General features: G+C 68.4%; 18 protein-coding genes and 1 pseudogene. 13 read left to right on the top strand and 6 right to left on the bottom strand.

The window, feature by feature from the left end:
- Positions 1-139: 139 nt before the first annotated feature.
- From fusA (AC3ERS_RS08625) to AC3ERS_RS08605, 5 genes are all read left to right on the top strand, one after another.
- A complete protein-coding gene (gene fusA / locus AC3ERS_RS08625) occupies positions 140-2242 on the top strand; it encodes an elongation factor G (protein ID WP_431965268.1) in 2103 nt (700 codons plus the stop codon).
- Between the two features lie 117 nt (positions 2243-2359).
- Positions 2360-3550: an elongation factor Tu gene (gene tuf, locus AC3ERS_RS08620; RefSeq protein WP_431965266.1), complete on the top strand. Its 1191-nt coding sequence runs from the start codon at positions 2360-2362 to the stop codon at positions 3548-3550.
- A 270-nt stretch (positions 3551-3820) separates the two neighbouring features.
- Entirely contained in the window at positions 3821-5917 is a 2097-nt protein-coding gene (gene fusA, locus AC3ERS_RS08615; RefSeq protein WP_431965264.1) for an elongation factor G, read from the top strand.
- A gap of 130 nt (positions 5918-6047) precedes the next feature.
- Positions 6048-6296 carry a hypothetical protein gene (locus tag AC3ERS_RS08610; RefSeq protein WP_431965262.1) on the top strand — a complete coding sequence of 83 codons (249 nt, stop codon included), beginning with the start codon at positions 6048-6050 and terminating at the stop codon, positions 6294-6296.
- 140 nt (positions 6297-6436) lie between these two features.
- Positions 6437-7252 (top strand): alpha/beta fold hydrolase, encoded by an 816-nt coding sequence (locus tag AC3ERS_RS08605; protein ID WP_431965261.1) that lies wholly within the window; start codon positions 6437-6439, stop codon positions 7250-7252.
- Positions 7253-7287: 35 nt separating this feature from the next.
- Here the strand turns inward: AC3ERS_RS08605 and AC3ERS_RS08600 are convergent, their stop codons facing one another.
- The 4 genes from AC3ERS_RS08600 to AC3ERS_RS08585 form a co-directional block, all read right to left on the bottom strand.
- Complete coding sequence (locus tag AC3ERS_RS08600; RefSeq protein ID WP_431965259.1) at positions 7288-7515, bottom strand: hypothetical protein; 228 nt, start codon at positions 7513-7515, stop codon at positions 7288-7290.
- Entirely contained in the window at positions 7491-7697 is a 207-nt protein-coding gene (locus tag AC3ERS_RS08595; protein ID WP_431965257.1) for a hypothetical protein, read from the bottom strand. Before AC3ERS_RS08595 ends, AC3ERS_RS08600 begins: the two co-directional genes overlap by 25 nt.
- Positions 7698-7785: 88 nt before the next feature.
- Positions 7786-8439, bottom strand: coding sequence for a TetR/AcrR family transcriptional regulator (locus AC3ERS_RS08590; RefSeq protein ID WP_431965411.1), 654 nt, complete (start codon positions 8437-8439; stop codon positions 7786-7788).
- 73 nt (positions 8440-8512) lie between these two features.
- Positions 8513-8881, bottom strand: coding sequence for an SPW repeat domain-containing protein (locus AC3ERS_RS08585; protein ID WP_431965255.1), 369 nt, complete (start codon positions 8879-8881; stop codon positions 8513-8515).
- Positions 8882-9068: 187 nt separating this feature from the next.
- Between AC3ERS_RS08585 and AC3ERS_RS08580 the strand changes: the two genes are divergently transcribed.
- From AC3ERS_RS08580 to AC3ERS_RS08570, 3 genes are all read left to right on the top strand, one after another.
- Positions 9069-10265, top strand: coding sequence for an NAD(P)/FAD-dependent oxidoreductase (locus tag AC3ERS_RS08580; RefSeq protein WP_431965253.1), 1197 nt, complete (start codon positions 9069-9071; stop codon positions 10263-10265).
- Positions 10266-10318: 53 nt separating this feature from the next.
- Positions 10319-11080 carry a glutamate racemase gene (locus AC3ERS_RS08575; protein WP_431965409.1) on the top strand — a complete coding sequence of 254 codons (762 nt, stop codon included), beginning with the start codon at positions 10319-10321 and terminating at the stop codon, positions 11078-11080.
- Between the two features lie 257 nt (positions 11081-11337).
- Positions 11338-12081, top strand: a complete 744-nt coding sequence (locus AC3ERS_RS08570) for a DNA alkylation repair protein (RefSeq protein WP_431965251.1) — start codon at positions 11338-11340, stop codon at positions 12079-12081.
- A 472-nt stretch (positions 12082-12553) separates the two neighbouring features.
- Here AC3ERS_RS08570 and AC3ERS_RS08565 read toward each other — a convergent pair whose 3' ends face one another.
- Positions 12554-13609, bottom strand: coding sequence for a 2Fe-2S iron-sulfur cluster-binding protein (locus AC3ERS_RS08565; protein WP_431965249.1), 1056 nt, complete (start codon positions 13607-13609; stop codon positions 12554-12556).
- A 76-nt stretch (positions 13610-13685) separates the two neighbouring features.
- Positions 13686-14324: a mycofactocin system transcriptional regulator MftR2 gene (gene mftR2 / locus AC3ERS_RS08560; RefSeq protein WP_431965247.1), complete on the bottom strand. Its 639-nt coding sequence runs from the start codon at positions 14322-14324 to the stop codon at positions 13686-13688.
- Between the two features lie 272 nt (positions 14325-14596).
- On the opposite strand from mftR2, the gene mftA reads away from it, so the two are divergent.
- The 5 genes and pseudogenes from mftA (at position 14597) to mftG (ending at position 19513) form a co-directional block, all read left to right on the top strand.
- Complete coding sequence (gene mftA / locus AC3ERS_RS08555; protein WP_431965245.1) at positions 14597-14701, top strand: mycofactocin precursor MftA; 105 nt, start codon at positions 14597-14599, stop codon at positions 14699-14701.
- Positions 14702-14715: 14 nt separating this feature from the next.
- Positions 14716-14907 (top strand): annotated as a pseudogene (gene mftB, locus AC3ERS_RS08550) (mycofactocin biosynthesis chaperone MftB); the annotation flags it as partial.
- Positions 14908-15141: 234 nt separating this feature from the next.
- Positions 15142-16323: a mycofactocin radical SAM maturase gene (gene mftC / locus AC3ERS_RS08545; RefSeq protein ID WP_431965407.1), complete on the top strand. Its 1182-nt coding sequence runs from the start codon at positions 15142-15144 to the stop codon at positions 16321-16323.
- Between the two features lie 230 nt (positions 16324-16553).
- Positions 16554-17957, top strand: coding sequence for a mycofactocin biosynthesis glycosyltransferase MftF (mftF, locus tag AC3ERS_RS08540; RefSeq protein WP_431965243.1), 1404 nt, complete (start codon positions 16554-16556; stop codon positions 17955-17957).
- A gap of 71 nt (positions 17958-18028) precedes the next feature.
- A complete protein-coding gene (gene mftG, locus AC3ERS_RS08535; RefSeq protein WP_431965241.1) occupies positions 18029-19513 on the top strand; it encodes a mycofactocin dehydrogenase MftG in 1485 nt (494 codons plus the stop codon).
- The last annotated feature ends 16 nt before the right edge of the window (positions 19514-19529 follow it).

The raw sequence follows: 19529 nt of genomic DNA, 5'->3' as shown, positions 1-19529 counted from the left end.
GCCCGTCGCTCGTGTCGGCGCCGGAAGGCTCACAGTCGCGAGGGTGGCACTTCGGTGCCCCTTCCGGCGTTGACATAGTGAGACCCGACAGGGTCTGGAACCCGAAGATCCCAACTAGCTACGAGCGGGGAAGATTTCCGTGGCACAGGACGTGCTCACCGACCTGAACAAGGTCCGAAACATCGGCATCATGGCCCACATCGATGCCGGTAAGACCACCACTACCGAACGCATCCTCTTCTACACCGGTATCACCTACAAGATCGGTGAGGTCCACGACGGCGCGGCCACCATGGACTGGATGGAGCAGGAGCAGGAGCGTGGTATCACCATCACCTCCGCGGCTACCACGTGCTTCTGGAACGACAACCAGATCAACATCATCGACACCCCCGGGCACGTCGACTTCACCGTCGAGGTGGAGCGTTCGCTGCGCGTGCTCGACGGCGCCGTCGCGGTGTTCGACGGTAAAGAGGGCGTCGAGCCGCAGTCCGAGCAGGTGTGGCGTCAGGCCGACAAGTACGACGTGCCGCGGATCTGCTTCGTCAACAAGATGGACAAGCTCGGTGCGGACTTCTACTTCACCGTGCGCACCATCAAGGAGCGCCTCGGCGCCAAGCCCCTGGTCATCCAGCTGCCGATCGGCGCGGAGGACACCTTCGAGGGCATCGTCGACCTGGTCGAGAACAACGCCAAAGTGTGGCGCGGTGAGACCAAGCTCGGCGAGCAGTACGAGGTCACCGAGATCCCGGACGACCTGAAGGAGCAGGCCGAGCAGTACCGCCAGGAGCTGCTCGAGACCGTCGCCGAGTCGGACGAGGCGCTGCTGGAGAAGTTCTTCGGCGGCGAGGAGCTCACGATCGAGGAGATCAAGGGCGCCATCCGCAAGATGACGGTGAACTCCGAGCTCTACCCGGTGCTCTGTGGTTCCGCGTTCAAGAACAAGGGCGTGCAGCCCATGCTCGATGCGGTCATCGACTACCTGCCCTCGCCGCTGGACGTGGAGGCCACCACCGGCCACGTGCCCGGCAAGGAAGAGGAGCTGCTGACCCGCAAGCCGAGCGCCGACGAGCCGTTCGCGGCGCTGGCGTTCAAGATCGCGGTGCACCCCTTCTTCGGCAAGCTGACCTACGTCCGCGTGTACTCCGGCAAGGTCGACTCCGGCGCCCAGGTCATCAACTCGACCAAGGGCAAGAAGGAGCGTCTGGGCAAGCTGTTCCAGATGCACTCCAACAAGGAGAACCCGGTCGGTGCGGCCTCCGCCGGCCACATCTACGCGGTCATCGGCCTCAAGGACACCACCACCGGTGACACCCTGTGCGATCCGCAGAACCAGATCGTGCTGGAGTCCATGACCTTCCCGGACCCGGTCATCGAGGTCTCCATCGAGCCGAAGACCAAGTCCGACCAGGAGAAGCTGGGCACCGCGATCCAGCGTCTCTCGGAAGAGGACCCGACCTTCTCGGTCAAGCTGGACCAGGAGACCGGCCAGACCGTCATCGGCGGCATGGGCGAGCTCCACCTCGACATCCTCGTTGACCGCATGAAGCGCGAGTTCAAGGTCGAGGCGAACGTCGGCAAGCCGCAGGTGGCCTACCGCGAGACCATCACCAAGAAGGTCGAGAAGCTCGAGTTCACGCACAAGAAGCAGACCGGTGGTTCCGGCCAGTTCGCGAAGGTGATCATCGGCCTCGAGCCGTTCGTGGGCGAGGACGGTGCGCACTACGAGTTCGAGAACAAGGTCACCGGTGGCCGCGTGCCGAGGGAATACATCCCTTCGGTCGACGCCGGTGCCCAGGACGCCATGCAGTACGGTGTGCTCGCTGGCTACCCGCTGGTCAACCTGAAGGTCACCCTGCTCGACGGTGCCTACCACGACGTCGACTCGTCGGAAATGGCATTCAAGATCGCCGGCGCGCAGGCTCTGAAGGAAGCGGCCCGTAAGGCCGGTCCGGTGATCCTCGAGCCGATGATGGCTGTCGAGGTCACCACGCCCGAGGATTACATGGGCGACGTGATCGGCGACCTGAACTCCCGCCGTGGCCAGATCCAGGCCATGGAGGAACGCAGTGGTGCCCGTGTCGTCAAGGCGCTGGTTCCGCTCTCGGAGATGTTCGGTTACATCGGTGACCTGCGGTCGAAGACCCAGGGCCGGGCGAACTACTCCATGGTGTTCGATTCGTACGCGGAGGTTCCGGCCAACGTGTCGAAGGAGATCATCGCCAAGGCGACCGGCGAGTAATCGAATCGGGGCGTGGTGTGAGCCGCGCCCCGGTCAACCGGGCGTCAGCACGACCCTGTAAGTAAAAACCCGCACTGCTGCAACTGCACGCACCAACAAGTCCAGGAGGACACCACAGTGGCGAAGGCGAAGTTCGAGCGGACGAAGCCGCACGTCAACATCGGCACCATCGGTCACGTCGACCACGGCAAGACCACGCTGACCGCGGCGATCACCAAGGTGCTGGCTGACAAGTTCCCGGATCTGAACGCGGCGTTCGCGTTCGACCAGATCGACAAGGCGCCGGAGGAGAAGGCTCGTGGTATCACGATCAACATCTCCCACGTCGAGTACCAGACGGACAAGCGCCACTACGCGCACGTCGACGCCCCGGGTCACGCCGACTACATCAAGAACATGATCACCGGTGCGGCGCAGATGGACGGCGCCATCCTGGTGGTCGCCGCCACCGACGGCCCGATGCCGCAGACCCGTGAGCACGTGCTGCTCGCCCGTCAGGTCGGCGTGCCCTACATCCTGGTCGCGCTGAACAAGTCGGACATGGTCGACGACGAGGAGATCCTCGAGCTCGTCGAGATGGAGGTCCGCGAGCTGCTGGCCGCCCAGGAGTTCGACGAGGACGCGCCGGTCGTGCGTGTCTCCGGCCTGAAGGCGCTCGAGGGTGACCCGAAGTGGGTCAAGGCCGTCGAGGATCTTATGGACGCGGTCGACGAGTCGATCCCGGAGCCGGTCCGTGAGACCGACAAGCCGTTCCTGATGCCGGTCGAGGACGTGTTCACCATCACCGGTCGTGGCACCGTCGTCACCGGTCGCGTCGAGCGTGGCGTGATCAACGTGAACGAGGAAGTCGAGATCGTCGGCATCCGTCCGGAGAAGACCAAGACCACGGTCACCGGTATCGAGATGTTCCGCAAGCTGCTCGACCAGGGCCAGGCGGGCGACAACGTCGGTCTGCTGGTTCGTGGTATCAAGCGCGAGGATGTCGAGCGCGGCCAGGTCATCGTGAAGCCGGGCACCACCACCCCGCACACCGATTTCGAGGGCCAGGCGTACATCCTGTCGAAGGACGAGGGTGGCCGCCACACCCCGTTCTTCAACAACTACCGCCCGCAGTTCTACTTCCGTACCACCGACGTGACCGGCGTCGTGACCCTCCCCGAGGGCACCGAGATGGTCATGCCGGGCGACAACACCGAGATGAGCGTCAAGCTCATCCAGCCGGTCGCCATGGAAGAGGGCCTGCGCTTCGCGATCCGCGAGGGTGGCCGCACCGTCGGCGCCGGCCGCGTCACCAAGATCATCAAGTGATTCCCTGAATCACCGATCTCCCAACGGCGCCGCTCCGCAAGGAGCGGCGCCGTTCGGCGTTTCGGGGGTAATTCGATGGACGGTGGGGTGGGTGGGGCGGTAGACAAGGGGCATGGTTACTTCGGGTCCGCGAGCGCGGGGGTAGGTCGGCGGCGTGTCTTGGGCGCCGGGCGGCGCCGCGCGACACGATGCTCGTGCCGTCACCGGAGCGCAACAACTAGGCGAGCGTCGAACTTTCGACGAAACTAGTTGATGGACTGGGGGATTCCCATGACGCGTGGGATACAGACCGATCTCGGCCGGGTACGCAATATCGGCATCATGGCGCACATCGATGCGGGCAAGACGACGACCACCGAGCGAATCCTGTTCTACACCGGCGTGACTCGCAAGATCGGCGAGGTGCACGACGGCAACGCGGCGATGGACCGCATGGTGCAGGAGCGCGAGCACGGCATCACGATCGCCGCGGCGGCGACGACCTGTTTCTGGCGACAGCACCAGATCAACATCATCGACACGCCCGGCCACGTCGACTTCACGGTCGAGGTGGAGCGTTCGCTGCGCGTGCTCGACGGCGCCGTTGCGGTGTTCGATGCCAACGAGGGCGTCGAGCCGCAGTCCGAGCAGGTGTGGCGTCAGGCCGACAAGTACGACGTGCCGCGGATCTGCTTCGTCAACAAGATGGACAAGCTCGGTGCGGATTTCGCATTCACCGTGCGGACCATCGCGGAGCGTCTCGGTGCGCGGCCGCTCGTCGTTCAGCTGCCTATCGGCGCGGAGGACGCCTTCGCGGGCGTCGTCGACCTGGTCGAGTGGCAAGCGATCGTGTGGCAGGACGATACGGATCTCGGTGCGCGCTACACCGTCACCGACATCCCGGCCGAGCTGCGCGAGCGAGCCGAAAGCGCCCGCGAGACAATGCTCGAAGCCCTCGCCGACACCGACGAGGAACTGCTCGAGCGGTATCTCGCCGGTTCACCGACGGCCGCGGAGATCAAGGCCGCCATCCGGCGGTCGACGGTCGGCTCGAAACTCTATCCGGTGCTGTGCGGTTCGGCCTTCAAGAACAAGGGCGTGCAGCCGATGCTGGACGCGATCGTCGACTATCTGCCCTCGCCCCTGGACGGCGGCGGCGTCGACGGTCACCTGCCCGGCGACGAGGCTGCCGTCGTGCACCGCGAGGCAAGCGAAGACGCGCCCTTCGCGGCGCTGGCGTTCAAGGTCGCGGCGCACCCGTACTTCGGCAAGCTCACCTATCTGCGGGTGTACTCGGGACGCGCCGAAACCGGTGCCGTCGTGCTGAATTCGACGAACGGAGGAAAGGAGCGGCTCGGCAAGCTCTTCCAGATGCACTCGAACATCGAGCGCCCGATCGCGGCGGCGTCGGCCGGTCACATCTGCGCGGTGATCGGACTGAAGGACACCGCGACCGGCGACACCCTGTGCGACCCGCACGACCAGATCGTGCTGGAGTCGATGACGTTTCCCGATCCGGTGCTTCAGGTCTCGATCGAGCCGCGAACCAGGGCTGACCAGGACAAGCTGAGCGAGGCGATTCAGCGTTTGGCGGAGGAGGATCCGACGTTCGCGGTGCGGGTCGATGCCGAGACCGGGCAGACCGTCATCGGCGGCATGGGCGAGCTGCACCTGGAGATTCTGCTCGACCGGATGCGGCGCGAGTTCGGGGTCGCGGCGAATATCGGTGCGCCACAAGTCGCCTACCGCGAAACCGTCACCGCCGCGGTGGACCGGCTCGAGTGCACCCACCGCAAACAGGTGGGCGGACGCGGCCAGTTCGCCAAGGTGGTGCTGGCGTTGGAGCCGTTCACGGCCGACGACGGCGCGAGCTACGAATTCGAGAGCCGGGTGAGCGGCGGGCGGGTGCCGAAGGAGTACCTGCCCGCGGTGGACGCCGGTGCGCAGGACGCGCTGCGCAACGGCGTGCTGGCCGGGTACCCGGTGTTCGGCGTGCGCGTGGTGCTGCTCGATGGTGCGGCGCACGTGCAGGATTCGTCCGAGCACGCGTTCCGCGTCGCCGCCGCACAGGCGGTGCGGGAGGCGCTGGTGCGAGCGAGGCCCGCGTTGCTCGAGCCGGTCATGGCGGTCGAGGTCGTCACCCCGGACGAATACCTCGGCGAGGTCATCGGTGATCTGAACGCGCGACGCGGGCGGATCCAGGACGTGGCGCAGCGCGGCGGCGCGCGGGTGGTGCGGGCGCTGGCTCCGTTGACGGAGATGTTCGGCTACATCGGTGATCTGCGGTCGAGGACGCAGGGCCGGGCGAACTACGCCATGGTCCTGGATTCCTACGCCGAGGCGCCCGCTTCGGTCGCGAACGGGGTCATCGCGGGCCGAGGCCGGTAACTGGTGAACGGCGCCGTTCCGAGGAACGGCGCCGTTCACGTGTCGTAAGGGTGTGTCGCAACGATGGATTCGGTTCGCGCGATGCATCGACTATCGACCCGGAGTCGCCGAGGAGAGGATGCGGTTACCGATGAGCAACGACCGATGCACCGAGTGTGGACGTCACGGAATCCCTATCCTCTACGGCCTACCCTCGCCCCATGCCCGCGTCCTGGCGGCCGTGGGGCTGCTCCGGCTCGGCGGTTGCGTCGTCACCGACGACGATCCGAACTGGGTCTGCCGGTCCTGTGCGCACGTGTGGATCGATCCGGAAGGGGCGCTGCGCGAGCTGTATCTGCTTTTCGGACGACCGCGCCGAGATATGCCGCGGTCGTCCTGAACGGAGAGACGACCGCCCGTCGGATACGCCTGGCCCTGCCGACGCGAGCTGGATGTTCGCGCTTCTGTCGGAGCGGACCGATACGGTCGACATGTCGAGCCGTCGCCGCATCGAGCCGTCGCAGCCCAATGGAGGGAAGCATGAGCAAGTCCGCACACATCGATCTCGATATCGTCGAGGGTGCGTTGGAGCACGGAATGCCCTATATCGCTTTGGGTTCCGGCCGTCCGCTGGTGTTCCTGCGCTGGTTCACCCCCGACCATGCCAATCCGACGGGGTGGATGCGCGAGTCCGAGATCAAGACGCTCATGCCGCTGGCGAGGCAGGCGCGGGTGTACGCGGTGAACAGGGCGCCCGGCATGAGCGAAGGCACCACGATGGCCGATATCGCGGCCCAGCACGCCGACGCACTGCGCGCCGAATTCGATACGCCCGTGGACATTCTCGGTATTTCCTCCGGCGGATCGCTGGCATTGCAATTGGCCGCCGACCATCCCGATGTCGTCCGGAAGCTGGTCGTGGGGGCCTCGGGCTTTCGTCTGGAGGAGAAGGCGCGCGTCGCGCAGCTGAACTACGCCGAGGCCGCCGCCGAGGGCCGCAGGGCGTTGCACTACATGATTCCCGCGCCGACCTCCATCACCGCTCACCTCACCAAAGGCGTCATGTGGCTGTTCGATCCGCTCGCGCGCCCGAAGAACCCGTCCGACACCCTCGCCTTCGTCCGCGCCGAGGACGCCTTCGACCTCTCGGCCCGCCTCAGCGAAATCACCGCCCCGACACTCGTCGTCGGCGGCGAACACGACGAGTTCTACTCCACGGCAACCTTCCGGCGCACCGCCGACGGCATCCCCGATTCCCGCCTGATCATCTACCCCGGCGCCTCCCACATGGGCACTGTCAAACACCCCCGCTTCGCCCCCGACCTCCTCGAATTCCTCTCGGCCCCGACCGAATAGCTCCGTCGGGGCCGGCTCGAAGTGGAGCACACCGATCAGGGGAGGAGCTTGAAGCCTGGCGTGTGCCGGGGCGTCACAGCATGGAAGTGACGGTGATCCAGCGATGCGATCTCGACCGTGTCGAGGCGCTCGGCCACGGCGATGACCGAGGCATCGGCTACGCCGAGGGGCAATCCCCGGTACTGCGTCATCAATTCGGCCATCCGATGCAGATCGGCGTCTGTGATGTCGATCTGCGTCAGATCACCTGCCGCGATCGCCACAGCGCATCCTTGGCGCGTGCGCCGAGGTCTGTCCACGGACCGTCGAATGTCCGTAGCACCGAGAACCGCTCGGGGCGGGGGTGGACCAGTCGTAGCACGTGGCGGCGCACCTCGTCGGCCTGGCTGGGATTCAGCTGGTCGATGAGCGCGTGAAGCTCGGAGTAGTCGCGCGCGGCGGTCACGGTTCTATGCTCCGGCAGGTGCCGCGTTCGACCGGCCGTTGTGCTGTCGACTGCGGCGCACGGACGGCCGGAGTGCAAGTGGATCTCACTAACCGAGGTGGGTCATGCCCGCGGCGACGACCTGGGCGACGTTGAGGATTTCGTCGGCGGTGGGGAGGGGGATGCCGTCGAGGGCGTGCAGGCGGTCGGTGCTGGCGATGGCGAACATGGCCGAGACCCAGGCGGCGGCGCAGGCGCGGAGGGTGCCGGGGCGGACCGGAGTCGGCGCGCTGGCCTGGAGGACGCGGACGGTCACGTCGAGGAGTTGGCTACGCAGGTGGCGGAGCTGGCGGCGCACGTCGGGATGGGTGTCGGCCTCGCGCCACATGATCACGCGCAGCACCGAGGAATGGTGGTCGCGCAGATTCAGCGCGGCGTCGAGGTTGACCAGGCTGGCGGCCGGATCGCCGGGGGCGACCACGGCGCCGATGTCAGCGATCGGATGCGCGGGCATGCGCTCGGTCATGAGCGCGGAGAGGATCGAGTCCTTGGTGGGGAAGTAGTAGAAGACCAGACCTTTCGGCACGCCCGCGTCCGCGGCGATGGCCGCCGTCGCAGTGGCGTCGAATCCTTGTGCCGCGAAGAGACTTTCGGCGGCGTCCAGGATGAGTTGCCGGGCGTCGCCGTCGATCTTGGCGCTGCGGCGGCGCCCGGTCTTGGTCGAGCCCGGTCGTCGAGCCGCGCGACGACCGGGTGTCGGCATCTGCATCAGGGGTGCGTCCTCGTTGCCGTCCGGCCGCGGGCGGGATCGCGGTGCGGGATTCGCCCGTCATGCATCAGTGGTGCGGAGCCATTCCTCCGGTGGTCCGGTGCATGCGCGCCGTGACCACGGGCAGCGCCGCGACCGCGACGACCACCGTGACCACGCCGACGATCCATGCGGTCCAGGATGCACCGCTGTACTCGGTGAAGTCCATCGCCCACGGCGAGATGAACAGCAGCGCACCGAACAGGCCCATCGCGTAGTCGGCCATCGCCATGGCGGGCCGGGCCATCTGGGCCAGGCCGGTGAGCGCGATCAGGACGCCGAGGACGATCAGCGTCCACATGGCCCTGTCGTTCGTGTCCACCCACAAGGGGGACAGTGCGGTGAAGATTCCGAGTATGACGGCGAGCAGGTCCTGCGCGCGACTCTCGGTGAACATGGTGTGCCTCCTCGGCTCGAAATATGCCCTGACCTCGGTATAGTCCTGATTGACCGCCCGATCAATAGCTGAACGGACACGATTGCGCGGCAATCATCGACCTGGCGAAAGTGACTGCCGCCACAGCAAAACTTGACCAAGCAGACGCTAGGGTGAGGGTCGTGTCAACGGAGGAAGGGGTTGTCGCATGACCGCGCCGATCGTGATCGTCGGGGCCGGACTCGCCGGGCTGCGCACCGCCGAGGAACTGCGTCGCGCCGGATACACCGGCGGTCTGGTGCTGATCGGCGACGAGTCGCGCCTGCCGTACGATCGCCCGCCGCTGTCCAAGCAATTCGTCCGCGGCGAGACCGACGACACCACGCTGCGCCCCGCGGAATTCTTCGACGAGAAGCAGATCGATCTGCGCCTGTCCACCACGGCGACAGCGGTGGACACCGCCGCCCGCCGCATCACCCTGGCCGACGGCGGCGCCCTCGACTACGACCACCTCGTCATCGCGACGGGTCTGCGTCCGCGCCTGCTGCCCGGCCTACCCGAACTGAAGGGCGTGCACGTGTTGCGCGGGCACGCGGACGCCGCCGCGCTGCGCGCCGAATTGCGCGGCGCCACCAGGGCGCTCGTGGTCGGCGCGGGTTTCATCGGCTGTGAGCTCGCGGCCAGTTTCCGCGCGTGCGGCGTCGAGGTGGTGCTGGTCGAACCGCAGCCGACTCCGCTGGCCTCGGTGCTCGGCGAGCAGGTCGGCGCGCTGGTCGCCCGCATGCACCGCGCCGAGGGCGTCGACCTGCGCTGCCACACTGGGCTGGACACCTTCCTCGGTGACGAGGCGGGCCGGGTGCGCGGCGCCCTGCTGTCCGACGGCGCGGAGGTGCTCGCCGATCTCGTGGTGGTCGGCATCGGCTCGCGCCCGGTCACCGAATGGCTGACCGACTCCGGCATCGCGCTCGCCGAACCCGCCGATGGCGGCGGCGTGCTCGCCGACGAGGTGGGCCGGACCTCCGCCGACCGGGTGTGGGCGGTCGGCGACGTGGCCGCGTGGCGGCACGAGACCGGCGAGCGCAAGCGGGTCGAACACTGGACCAACGCGGGCGAGCAGGCCAAGTTGCTGGCCTGCGCGCTGCTCGGCGCGGAACCGCCGACCGCGGCGCGGGTCCCGTACTTCTGGAGCGACCAGTACGACGTGAAGATCCAGGCACTCGGCACCCCGAGCGCCGCCGACGAGGTCACCGTCGTCGCCGACGACGGCCGCAAATTCCTCGCCTACTACGCCAAGGACGGCGTCCTGACCGGCGTCGTCGGCGCGGGAATGACGGCGCAGGTCATGAAGGCCCGTGCGAAGATCGCCGCGGCGGCGCCGGTCGCCGACCTGCTCGCCGCCACCTGAGACCGTGCGGAGCCGTTCGGGCCGGGAGGTACTCCTGTAATACGGTGGTCGATGTGATCGTCGCGCTCATCGACTCGGGGCTGGGATTGCTGCCAACGGCCGCATGGCTGCGCAAGCTGCGGCCGGACGTGGACCTGCTGCTGCAGCTCGATCCGGACGGCGCTCCGTGGGGCCCCAAACCCGAGCGCTGGACCGTCGATCGGGTGGTCGGCGCGGCCCGCACGTCCATCGAGTCGGGCGCCGAGGTGATCGTGCTGCCCTGCAACACGGCCAGCGTGACCGCGCTCGAACAGGTGCGCGCGGACGTCGGCCCCACCGTGCCGGTGATCGGCACCGTGCCCGCCATCAAGCCCGCGGCCGCGGCCTGCCGCTCGGTCGCGGTGTGGGCCACGGCGGCGACGACCGCGAGCAAGTACCAGGCCGACCTCATCGCGGCGTTCGGGGGCGACGCGAAGGTGGTCGGCGTGGCCTGCCACGGACTCGCCGACGCGATCGACCGCGGCGACCTGGTCGCCGCCCGCGACTCCATCGCCCGCGCCGCCGAGCAGACGCCCGACGACGTTGAAGGCGTGGTGCTCGGCTGTACGCACTATCCGCTGGTCATCGATGCCATCGTGGCGGCGCTGCCGATCGGTGTTCGCCTCTTCGACAGCGCGCAAGCCGTTGCCGCGCAGACCATTCGGCGGATGGACGCGCTCGGCAGGCCGACCACCGGCAACGGCGTGGTGCGGGTGTTGAACAGCGGACGGCCCGGTGCACTGCCCGCCAGCGCCGCGGCTTTCGAGTCGGGACGCATTCTCGGCGCACAGGTCTGATCGTCGCCGGCGTCTCCCCGGCCGCAAGCGCCCGCTCGTTGAACGGGCTGTGGTGATCTTCCGATCGGGTTGCCCGTGCACGAGCCGGAAGCGGCATCCGGCCGGACTGGAGCACGCGCCCGCGACGGCGAGCGCTCCGATGGTGAGGCGAGCGCGGTGGCGAAGCCTCGGCCTCGGCAGATGTCCGGTCGTAGGTCGCTCGTGTTGAATGGGCGTGCGTCGGTCGACGGCGCTGTGCCGAGGGATGGGAGCAGTCGATGATCGCAACGGCGCCGACCGCGGCTGATGTCCGGCAGGCACTCGCGGAGGCGGCCGACCCCGCGGATGCGATCCATCTTCAGCGCTTCTTCAAGACCGGGCCCGGGGAGTACGGCGAGGGCGACGTGTTCATCGGGGTGCGTGTCCCGACGACGCGCACGATCGCCAAACGCTTTGCCGCTCTCGACCTCACCGAGATCGACGACCTGCTCGACAGCGCCGTGCACGAGGAGCGCCTTGCCGGTCTGGTCATCCTGAACGCCCGCTTCGCGAAGGCGGCCAAGCCGCGCACGCTCGACGTGGCGGAGCAAGAGAAGATGGTGCGTCTGTACTTGGACGCCGTGCACCGCGGCCGGGTGAACAACTGGGACCTGGTCGACGCCTCCGCCGAGAACGTCCTCGGCCCGTGGCTACTCGACCGGCCGCGTGATCTGCTCTTCGAGCTGGCCGCCGCGGACTCGCTGTGGGAGCGCCGCGTCGCCCTGCTGACCACCTTCGCGTTCATCAAGGCGGGTGATGCGAGCACAACGTTCCAGCTCTGCGAACAACTCCTGGCCGACCGCCGCGACCTCATCCAGAAGGCGGTCGGCTGGATGCTGCGCGAAGTCGGCAAGCGAATCGACCGCGCCCTGCTGACCGGCTTCCTGGACGAACACGCGGCACGGATGGGCCGCACCGCGCTCAGCTACGCCACCGAACACCTCGACGCCGCCGAGCGCAGCGCCTACCGTTCGGCGCGCTGAGCGCACACTCAGCGCGCAGGCCGAAGACCCGGACGCCGTCACGGTCGGCGCTCGGAGCGCAGATCGGACACCGCACGCACGGTCGGCGCGCTGAGCCCAGGCCGAACACCGCACAGACGATCGGCGTGCTGAGCGCACACCCGGATCAGCGCGCAGGCCGCGGACCCGGACGCCGCCACGGTCGGCGCTCGGAGCGCAGATCGGACACCGCACGCACGATCGGCGCGCTGAGCCCAGGCCGAACACCGCACAGACGATCGGCGTGCTGAGCGCACACCCGGATCAGCGCGCAGGCCGCAGACCCGGACGCCGCCGTGGTCAGCGCTGCGGAGCGCAGATCGAACACCGTATGCGCGATCGGCGCGCTGAGCCCAGGCCGGACCCGGTATGCACGGTCGGCGCTGAGACCGGGCCAAAGGCCGCGCACGGTCAGCGCTCGGAGCGTCGACCAGGCCCGCGTGCTGAGCCCGACTCAGAACTGGATGCGCAACCGATCGGTGACCGGCCGGGCCTGGCAGCCCAGGATGTACCCGTTCTCGATGTCCTCCGGATCGAGGATCTCGGAGTTCTCCATCTCGACCTTGCCCTCCAGCACCGTGCAGGCGCAGGAGCCGCACTCGCCCTCCTGGCAGGAGTAGGGCACGTCGAGTCCCTTGGCGAGCATGATGTCGACCAGCGTCTGCTTGCGCGGCCAGCTCAGCTCGTGCACCTCGCCGTCGAGTTCCACCTCGACGGTCGCCGCGTCGGCGGCCTCCTCGTCGCTGACCTCGACCGGCGCCTGGTCGGCGAACGGGTCGCCGGCAAGGGAATTGAACACCTCGGCGTGCGTGCGCGAACGCGAGACGCCGAGCTGGCCGAGCGCGTCGTGCACCCGGTCCATGAACGGCTTCGGGCCGCACATGAATGCCTCGTAGCCGGTGTAGGGCGCGACCAGAGTGGCCAGCGTGTCGGCGGTCGGCAGGCCGAGCAGCGGTTCCAGCCAGTGGATCACGACGAGCCGCTGCTGGTGCTTGTCCACGAGTTCGCGCAGCTCGCTCGCGAAGATCACGTTCTCCGCGTCGCGGTTGGCGTAGACGAGCACGATCTTGCCGTTGCCACGGGCCAGCGCGGATTTGAGGATGGACATCACCGGTGTGATGCCGCTGCCCGCGCCGAACAGCAGCAGGTTCTCGTCGAGGTTCTTCGGGGTGAAGACGCCGGAGGGCGGCAGCACCTCGAGCTGATCGCCCGCTTTCACGTTGTCGCACACCCAGTTCGAGCCGTAGCCGCCCTCGGTGCGCTTCACGGTGACCTTGGGCTGGTCGTCGGTGTGCGGCGAGCTCGCCAGCGAATAGCAGCGAGCCACCGAGCCGGTGCGGTCGCTGGGGATACGCAGCGTGAGGAACTGGCCCGGCTTGTACTCGAACTTCTCCCGCAGCTCTTCCGGGACGTCGAAGACCAGCGAGCTGGTGTCGGCCGTCTCGGTGATGACGGCGGCAACCCGCAGCACGACCGAGCGCGAGCCGTGGGGAACTTCGACGGTTGTCATGACGTCCTCTCGAATCCGGCATCGTCGGCGACCGTGCGAACAGCGGCCGGCGACAAAACTAGAACGTGTTTCAGTTTCATCGTACGTCGCGGTCCGGCTGGTGGACAAGCTGGGCCTCGAGACCGGCGATCAGCACCTCCATGCCGAAGTCGTAGGCGTACTTGCCGCGCAGGTCTGCGATGTACTTGGTGGCCCGCTCCACCGACTCGGGCAGCGTGACCTCCGACAGCGGAGCCCGGTCGCGCGGGTTCACCCGGCTGCGGCCGAACAGGTAGGTGTGGATCGTCGCGTAGGCGGCGAGCACATTGCGGTCGGAGAACCCGGCCTCGAACAGGATCTCCATGATGGCGGCGATCAGGTCGAGCTGTTTGCCCAGCATCTGCTCGATGAGCACATCGCCGAGCCCGGGGTGCTTGCGCAGTTTCTCATCGATCTGATCGATGAGATCGCGCAGGCGCTGCTGCCACGGCCCGGATTCCGGCGGTGGCTTGCGCACGCCGGCGAGCGCGGCGCTGGCGACGAGGTCGAGCAGCTCGCGTTTGTCGGCCACGTAGTAGTACGGCGCCATGGGGGAGACGCCGAGTTCGCGGGAAAGTCGCCGCATGGACAGCTTTTCCACGCCATCCGCGCGAACCACCCGCAGCGCGGCCTCCACGATCTCGGACTCCGACAGAGTGTTTCCGCCCCCGTTCGCCTGCATTCGTCCGACTCCCATGCCACCTCTACTGCCGCGGGCATGTGCCGCCCGTCACGTTCTGTTCAGCTGTGCTACACCCGAAGTCTAGAGCGCCACGGTAGGGGCGGGTGGCGGCGCGGGCGGTGGTCGCGTACCGCGGCGGTGCGGCGTGGTGATGCGGTGGAGCCCGGCGGCGAGGGAAGGAGGGGTCCCGTCGATTGGAACGTGTTTCACTTTTGCGGGGGTTGTCGCTAAGGTGTGACAGGGACTACACAGGTGGTCGCGTCCCGTCGTCAAACTCGGAGGTTCTCATGCCGCACAAGTTCATCGCGCCGAGCGACACCGACGAAGCCGAGCTCGTCGAGGAGACCCTCATCGAAGAGGTGTCCATCGACGGCATGTGCGGCGTCTACTGACGGGCGAGAACGGCATGCTCGATCTCGATACCCGATGGCAACTGCATCCGAGGGTGGCGCTGCGCCCCGAGCCCTTCGGCGCGTTGCTCTACCACTTCGGCACGCGCAAGCTCTCGTTCCTGAAGAGCAGGCGCATCGTCGAGATCGTGCGATCGCTGCCGGAACACGCGTCGGTGCGCTCGGCGCTGCGCGCGGCCGGTGTCGCCGACGAAGGCGCCGCGCCGTACGTGCGGGCGCTCGCGCAACTGGCCGAAGGTGACATGATCATCGGCGCGCCGGATATCGCATCCGGCGCCGCGGGAGCCAAGCCCGCGCTGGCGCAGGCCGTCCGGCCGGATGCGGGGGTGGTCCCGCGGTCGGGCGGCGCTGCGGTCACTACCGCTGCGTCCACCACCGTCGCCGGCGTATCGGAATCCGGTGCGCCACAGGCCGATCGCGCGGTGCGCCTGGTCGACCGTTTCGAGTCCGGCCTCGCCGCGCCGATCTGTCTCACCTGGGAACTCACCTACGCCTGCAATCTGTCCTGCGTGCACTGTCTTTCGTCGTCGGGCCGCCGCGATCCGCGCGAGCTCAGCACCGAGCAGTGCAAGGCGCTGATCGACGAGTTCGAGCGCATGCAGGTGTTCTACGTGAACATCGGCGGCGGCGAACCCACTGTGCGCCCGGACTTCTGGGAGCTGGTCGATTACGCGACCGCGCACCATGTGGGAGTCAAGTTCTCCACCAACGGCGTTCGCATCACCCCGGACGTCGCCGCGCGGCTGGCCGCGAGCGACTATGTGGACGTACAGGTTTCGCTGGACGGCGCGGACGCGGCGGTCAACGACGCGGTGCGCGGACCCGGCTCCTACGACATGGCGATCCGCGCGCTGGAGAACCTGGCGGCCGCCGGTTTTCGCGACGCGAAGCTCTCGGTGGTGGCGACCAGGCACAACATCGCGCAGCTCGACGAGTTCCGCGCCATCGCCGAAAGGTACGGCGCGACATTGCGACTCACCCGGCTGCGGCCCTCCGGCCGCGGTGCGGACGTGTGGGACGAGCTGCATCCCACCCCTGATCAGCAGCGGGTGCTCTACGACTGGCTGCTGCGCAACGGCGAGGGCGTGCTGACCGGCGACTCGTTCTTCCACCTCTCGGCCTTCGGGCAGGCGCTGCCCGGCCTGAACATGTGCGGCGCGGGTCGCGTGGTCTGCCTGGTCGACCCGGTGGGCGATGTATACGCCTGCCCGTTCGCCATCCACGATCGCTTCCTGGCCGGAAACGTGTTGTCCGACGACGGTTTTCGCAATGTCTGGCAGACATCGCAGCTGTTCTCCGAGCTGCGCGAACCCAGCGGCGGTGGCGCCTGCTCGGGATGCGCGCATTACGATGCCTGCCGGGGCGGTTGCATGGCGGCGAAGTTCTTCACCGGACTGCCCGCCGACGGGCCCGACCCGGAGTGCGTGCAGGGTTACGGCGAGGCCGCGCTGGCCGACGCGGGACGGACCATACCGCGCTCTTCGGTGGACCACTCGCGCCGCGCCGCACCGCGGAGTGGCGCGGCGCGCAAGTCCGGGCCGATCCCGCTGACGTTATCGGCGCGACGGCCATCGCGCGCCTGCGACGAGAGTCCGCTGGCATGACCACCCGCCGGTTGCCAGCCGTGCGCTGCCAGCCGGCGAGCGCAGGTTATCGATGGGGCAGCGATGAATAGCTACTGCGTTGCCGGAACTCGCTATCGAATTGTCCGCAACCCCTCCGCAACACGCCGTGGTTCGAGTCGCACACGGTCACGGGCCTATTCGTGCGGAATTCCGTTCTTTTTTCGGGACCGATGATGCCCGCGCACGAATATCCGCCTAGCATGCCAGGAATGCGCCATGATCGATTGCCCGACGGCTTCGGGGTACGTATCGATCCACGGGTACGCGCATACTCCGGCGGACGCATCCTGATCGGGGGCTCACCCGCCAGGTTGCTACGACTTGCCCCGGAGGCCGCCGAGATGATCGGCGACGGGTACCTCGAGGTCACCGACCCCAAGTCGGCGGTTGTTGCCAGACGGCTGCTCGATTCCGGAGTCGCCAATCCGCGGCCGCAACTGCTGCCCTCGCCCGACGACGTGACCGTCATCGTGCCGCTGCACAACAACGCCGACGGCCTCGCCCGGCTGTTGGCGGCGCTGCGCGGGCACACGGTGATCGTCGTCGACGACGGTTCCGACCAACCGGTGCGGATCCCGGAGTCCCGTGGCACTCGCTGCCGGGTCACCGTGTTGCGCCACGACGAGCGGCAGGGCCCGTCGGCTGCCCGCAATGCCGGCCTGCGGGCGGCGACAAGTGAATTCGTCGCGTTTCTGGATTCCGACGTGGTGCCGCGCAGCGGCTGGCTCGAGGTCATGCTCGGGCATTTCAGCGATCCGAAGGTCGCGCTCGTTGCGCCCCGCATCGTCGCGCTGGATCCGGAGACCAACGCGCTGGCCCGCTACGAGCACACCCGCTCCTCGCTCGACCTGGGTAGGAGGGAGGCGGCCGTGCAATCGCGCGGCCTGGTCTCGTACGTGCCGAGCGCCGCGCTGCTGGTGCGGCGGCAGGCGCTGCTCGCCGAGGGCGGCTTCGACGAATCCATGCGGGTCGCCGAGGACGTCGACCTGTGCTGGCGGCTGGAGCAGGCGGGCTGGCGGCTGCGCTACGAGCCCGCCGCGCACGTGGCGCACGATCACCGTGTCTCGTTCCCGTCCTGGTTCGGGCGAAAGCTGTTCTACGGCACGGGCGCCGCGCCGCTCGGCGAGCGGCACGGCAAGGGCATGGTCTCGCCGCTGTCGGTGCCGTCCTGGACGGTGGTGGCAGCGGTGCTGTTCGCGACGATGTCGAAGTGGGGACTGCTCGGCGGCATCGTCACCCTCGTCACGGCGCTGGCCCGGCTGCGGCGAGTGTTCACCGCACTGGACAACCCCACGCGCATCGCGTCCATCTACCTCGCCCGCGGTTTCTTCTCCGGGCTGTGGCGGTTGGCGTCGGCGATGTGCAGGCACTACTGGCCGGTGACGCTGCTCGCGATGCTGGCCTCGCGGCGCATCCGGCGGATCGCGGTGACCATGGCGGTGGCCGACGGCCTCGCCGACTGGTTCACCCACCGCGACGCGGGCGGGCTCGACCCGTTCCGCTACCTGGCCTACAAGCGTCTCGACGACATCGCCTACGGCACCGGGCTCTGGCTCGGCGCCTTTCGGGCGCGCAGCGTCGAGGCGCTCAAACCCACGGCGCCAGCGCGGTGAAATCCACCGCGCCACCGCGCTGATCGTTGTTTGCCGGGCCGACGGCCCGCCCGTCGGATGAGCTGGTTCCTATGGTCGACACCCTGATCGTCGGTGGCGGCACCGCGGGGTGCGTGCTCGCGGCGAGGTTGAGCGAAGCGCCCGATCACACCGTACGCCTGCTGGAGGCGGGCACGGTGTGGTCCACCGCGGCCGAAATGCCCGCGGCGCTGCGCGATGCCACGCGGCTGCCGATCGGGCCGGAAGCGCGATGGTTGTGGCGGTATCCCGCGACGCTCGCGGCGAGTTCGGACGACGACCGCGCGGTCGAGGGGAACTTGGTACGCGGCAGGGTGATCGGCGGCTCCAGCACGGTCAACGGCAGCTATTTCGTGCGCGCACCCGCCGCCGACTTCGCGGCCTGGAGCGCGGCGCTCGGCGGCGCGCGCGACTGGTCCTTCGAGTCGGTGCTGCCCGCCTACCGCAGGCTCGAGGACGACCGCGACTACGGCGACCGGCCCGGACACGGCCGAGGCGGCCCGATCCCGGTGCGCCGCACGACCGATCCGACACCGGTGAGCCGCGCGTTCGCCACGGCCGCGCGCGACGCGGGTTTCGCCGAGGTGCCAGATCTCAACACGCTGCCCGATCTCAACGCGCTGCCGGACGCGGGCCCCGCGGAGGGCGTGGGACCGGTGCCGTGCAACGTCGACGGCGGTGCGCGCGTGGGCACGGCGTCGGCCTATCTGCTGCCCGCCCTGGCGCGCCCGAACTTATCCGTGCAAGGCGGAGTCCTGGTGTCGCGCATCCGTTTCCACGGTGATCGCGCGATCGGCGTCGACTACCGGCGCGGCGAGACGAGCGGCACGATCCGGGCCGATCGGATCGTGCTGTGCGCGGGCGCGGTGGAGTCGGCGGCGCTGCTGCTGCGCTCGGGGATCGGGCCGCCGGACGAGCTGGCGGCGCTCGGCATACCGGTGGTGCGTCCCGCGCCCGTGGGCGCCGGGTTCGACGACCACCCCGAGATCGGCCTCGAATATCTGCTCGACGTGCCGACTCCCGCGGCGGTGCCGCTGGAGTACGTGCTGACCCTGGACGACATCGAAATCCGGCCGTACACAGTGCCGTTCGCCTTGGATCGGCACCGGCTCGGCGTCGCGCTGATGCGTCCCGAGTCCGCGGGCTTGCTGCGGCTGCGCGGCGCCGATCCGCTCGCCGCGCCCCGGATCGAGCACCGCTATCTGGCGGGCGCCGCCGATCGAGCGCGGCTGCGGGACGCCGTCGCGCTGGCGGTCGAGGTGCTGCACCGGATACCGGGCGCCTACCCGTGTCACTCGCCGCCCGCGTCCGGTCACGATGCCTGGCTGCGCGCGAATCTTTCCACCTCGCAACATCTCTCGGGCACCTGCCGGATGGGCGCTGCCGAGCATGCGGTGGTCGACACGCGGTGCGCGGTGCACGGGGTGAGCGGATTGTCCGTGGTGGATCTGTCCGTCGTTCCGGTGCCGCTGAGCCGGGGACCGCAGGCCACGACGGTGATGCTCGCCGAACATGCTGCGGGCTGGCTCACATCGTGAAGTGAAAGACGGATGG

The sequence above is a fragment of the Nocardia sp. bgisy134 genome, from assembly GCF_057708325.1.
Note: the sequence above shows the minus strand (reverse complement) of the source record. Positions and strands in the feature narration are given on the sequence as shown.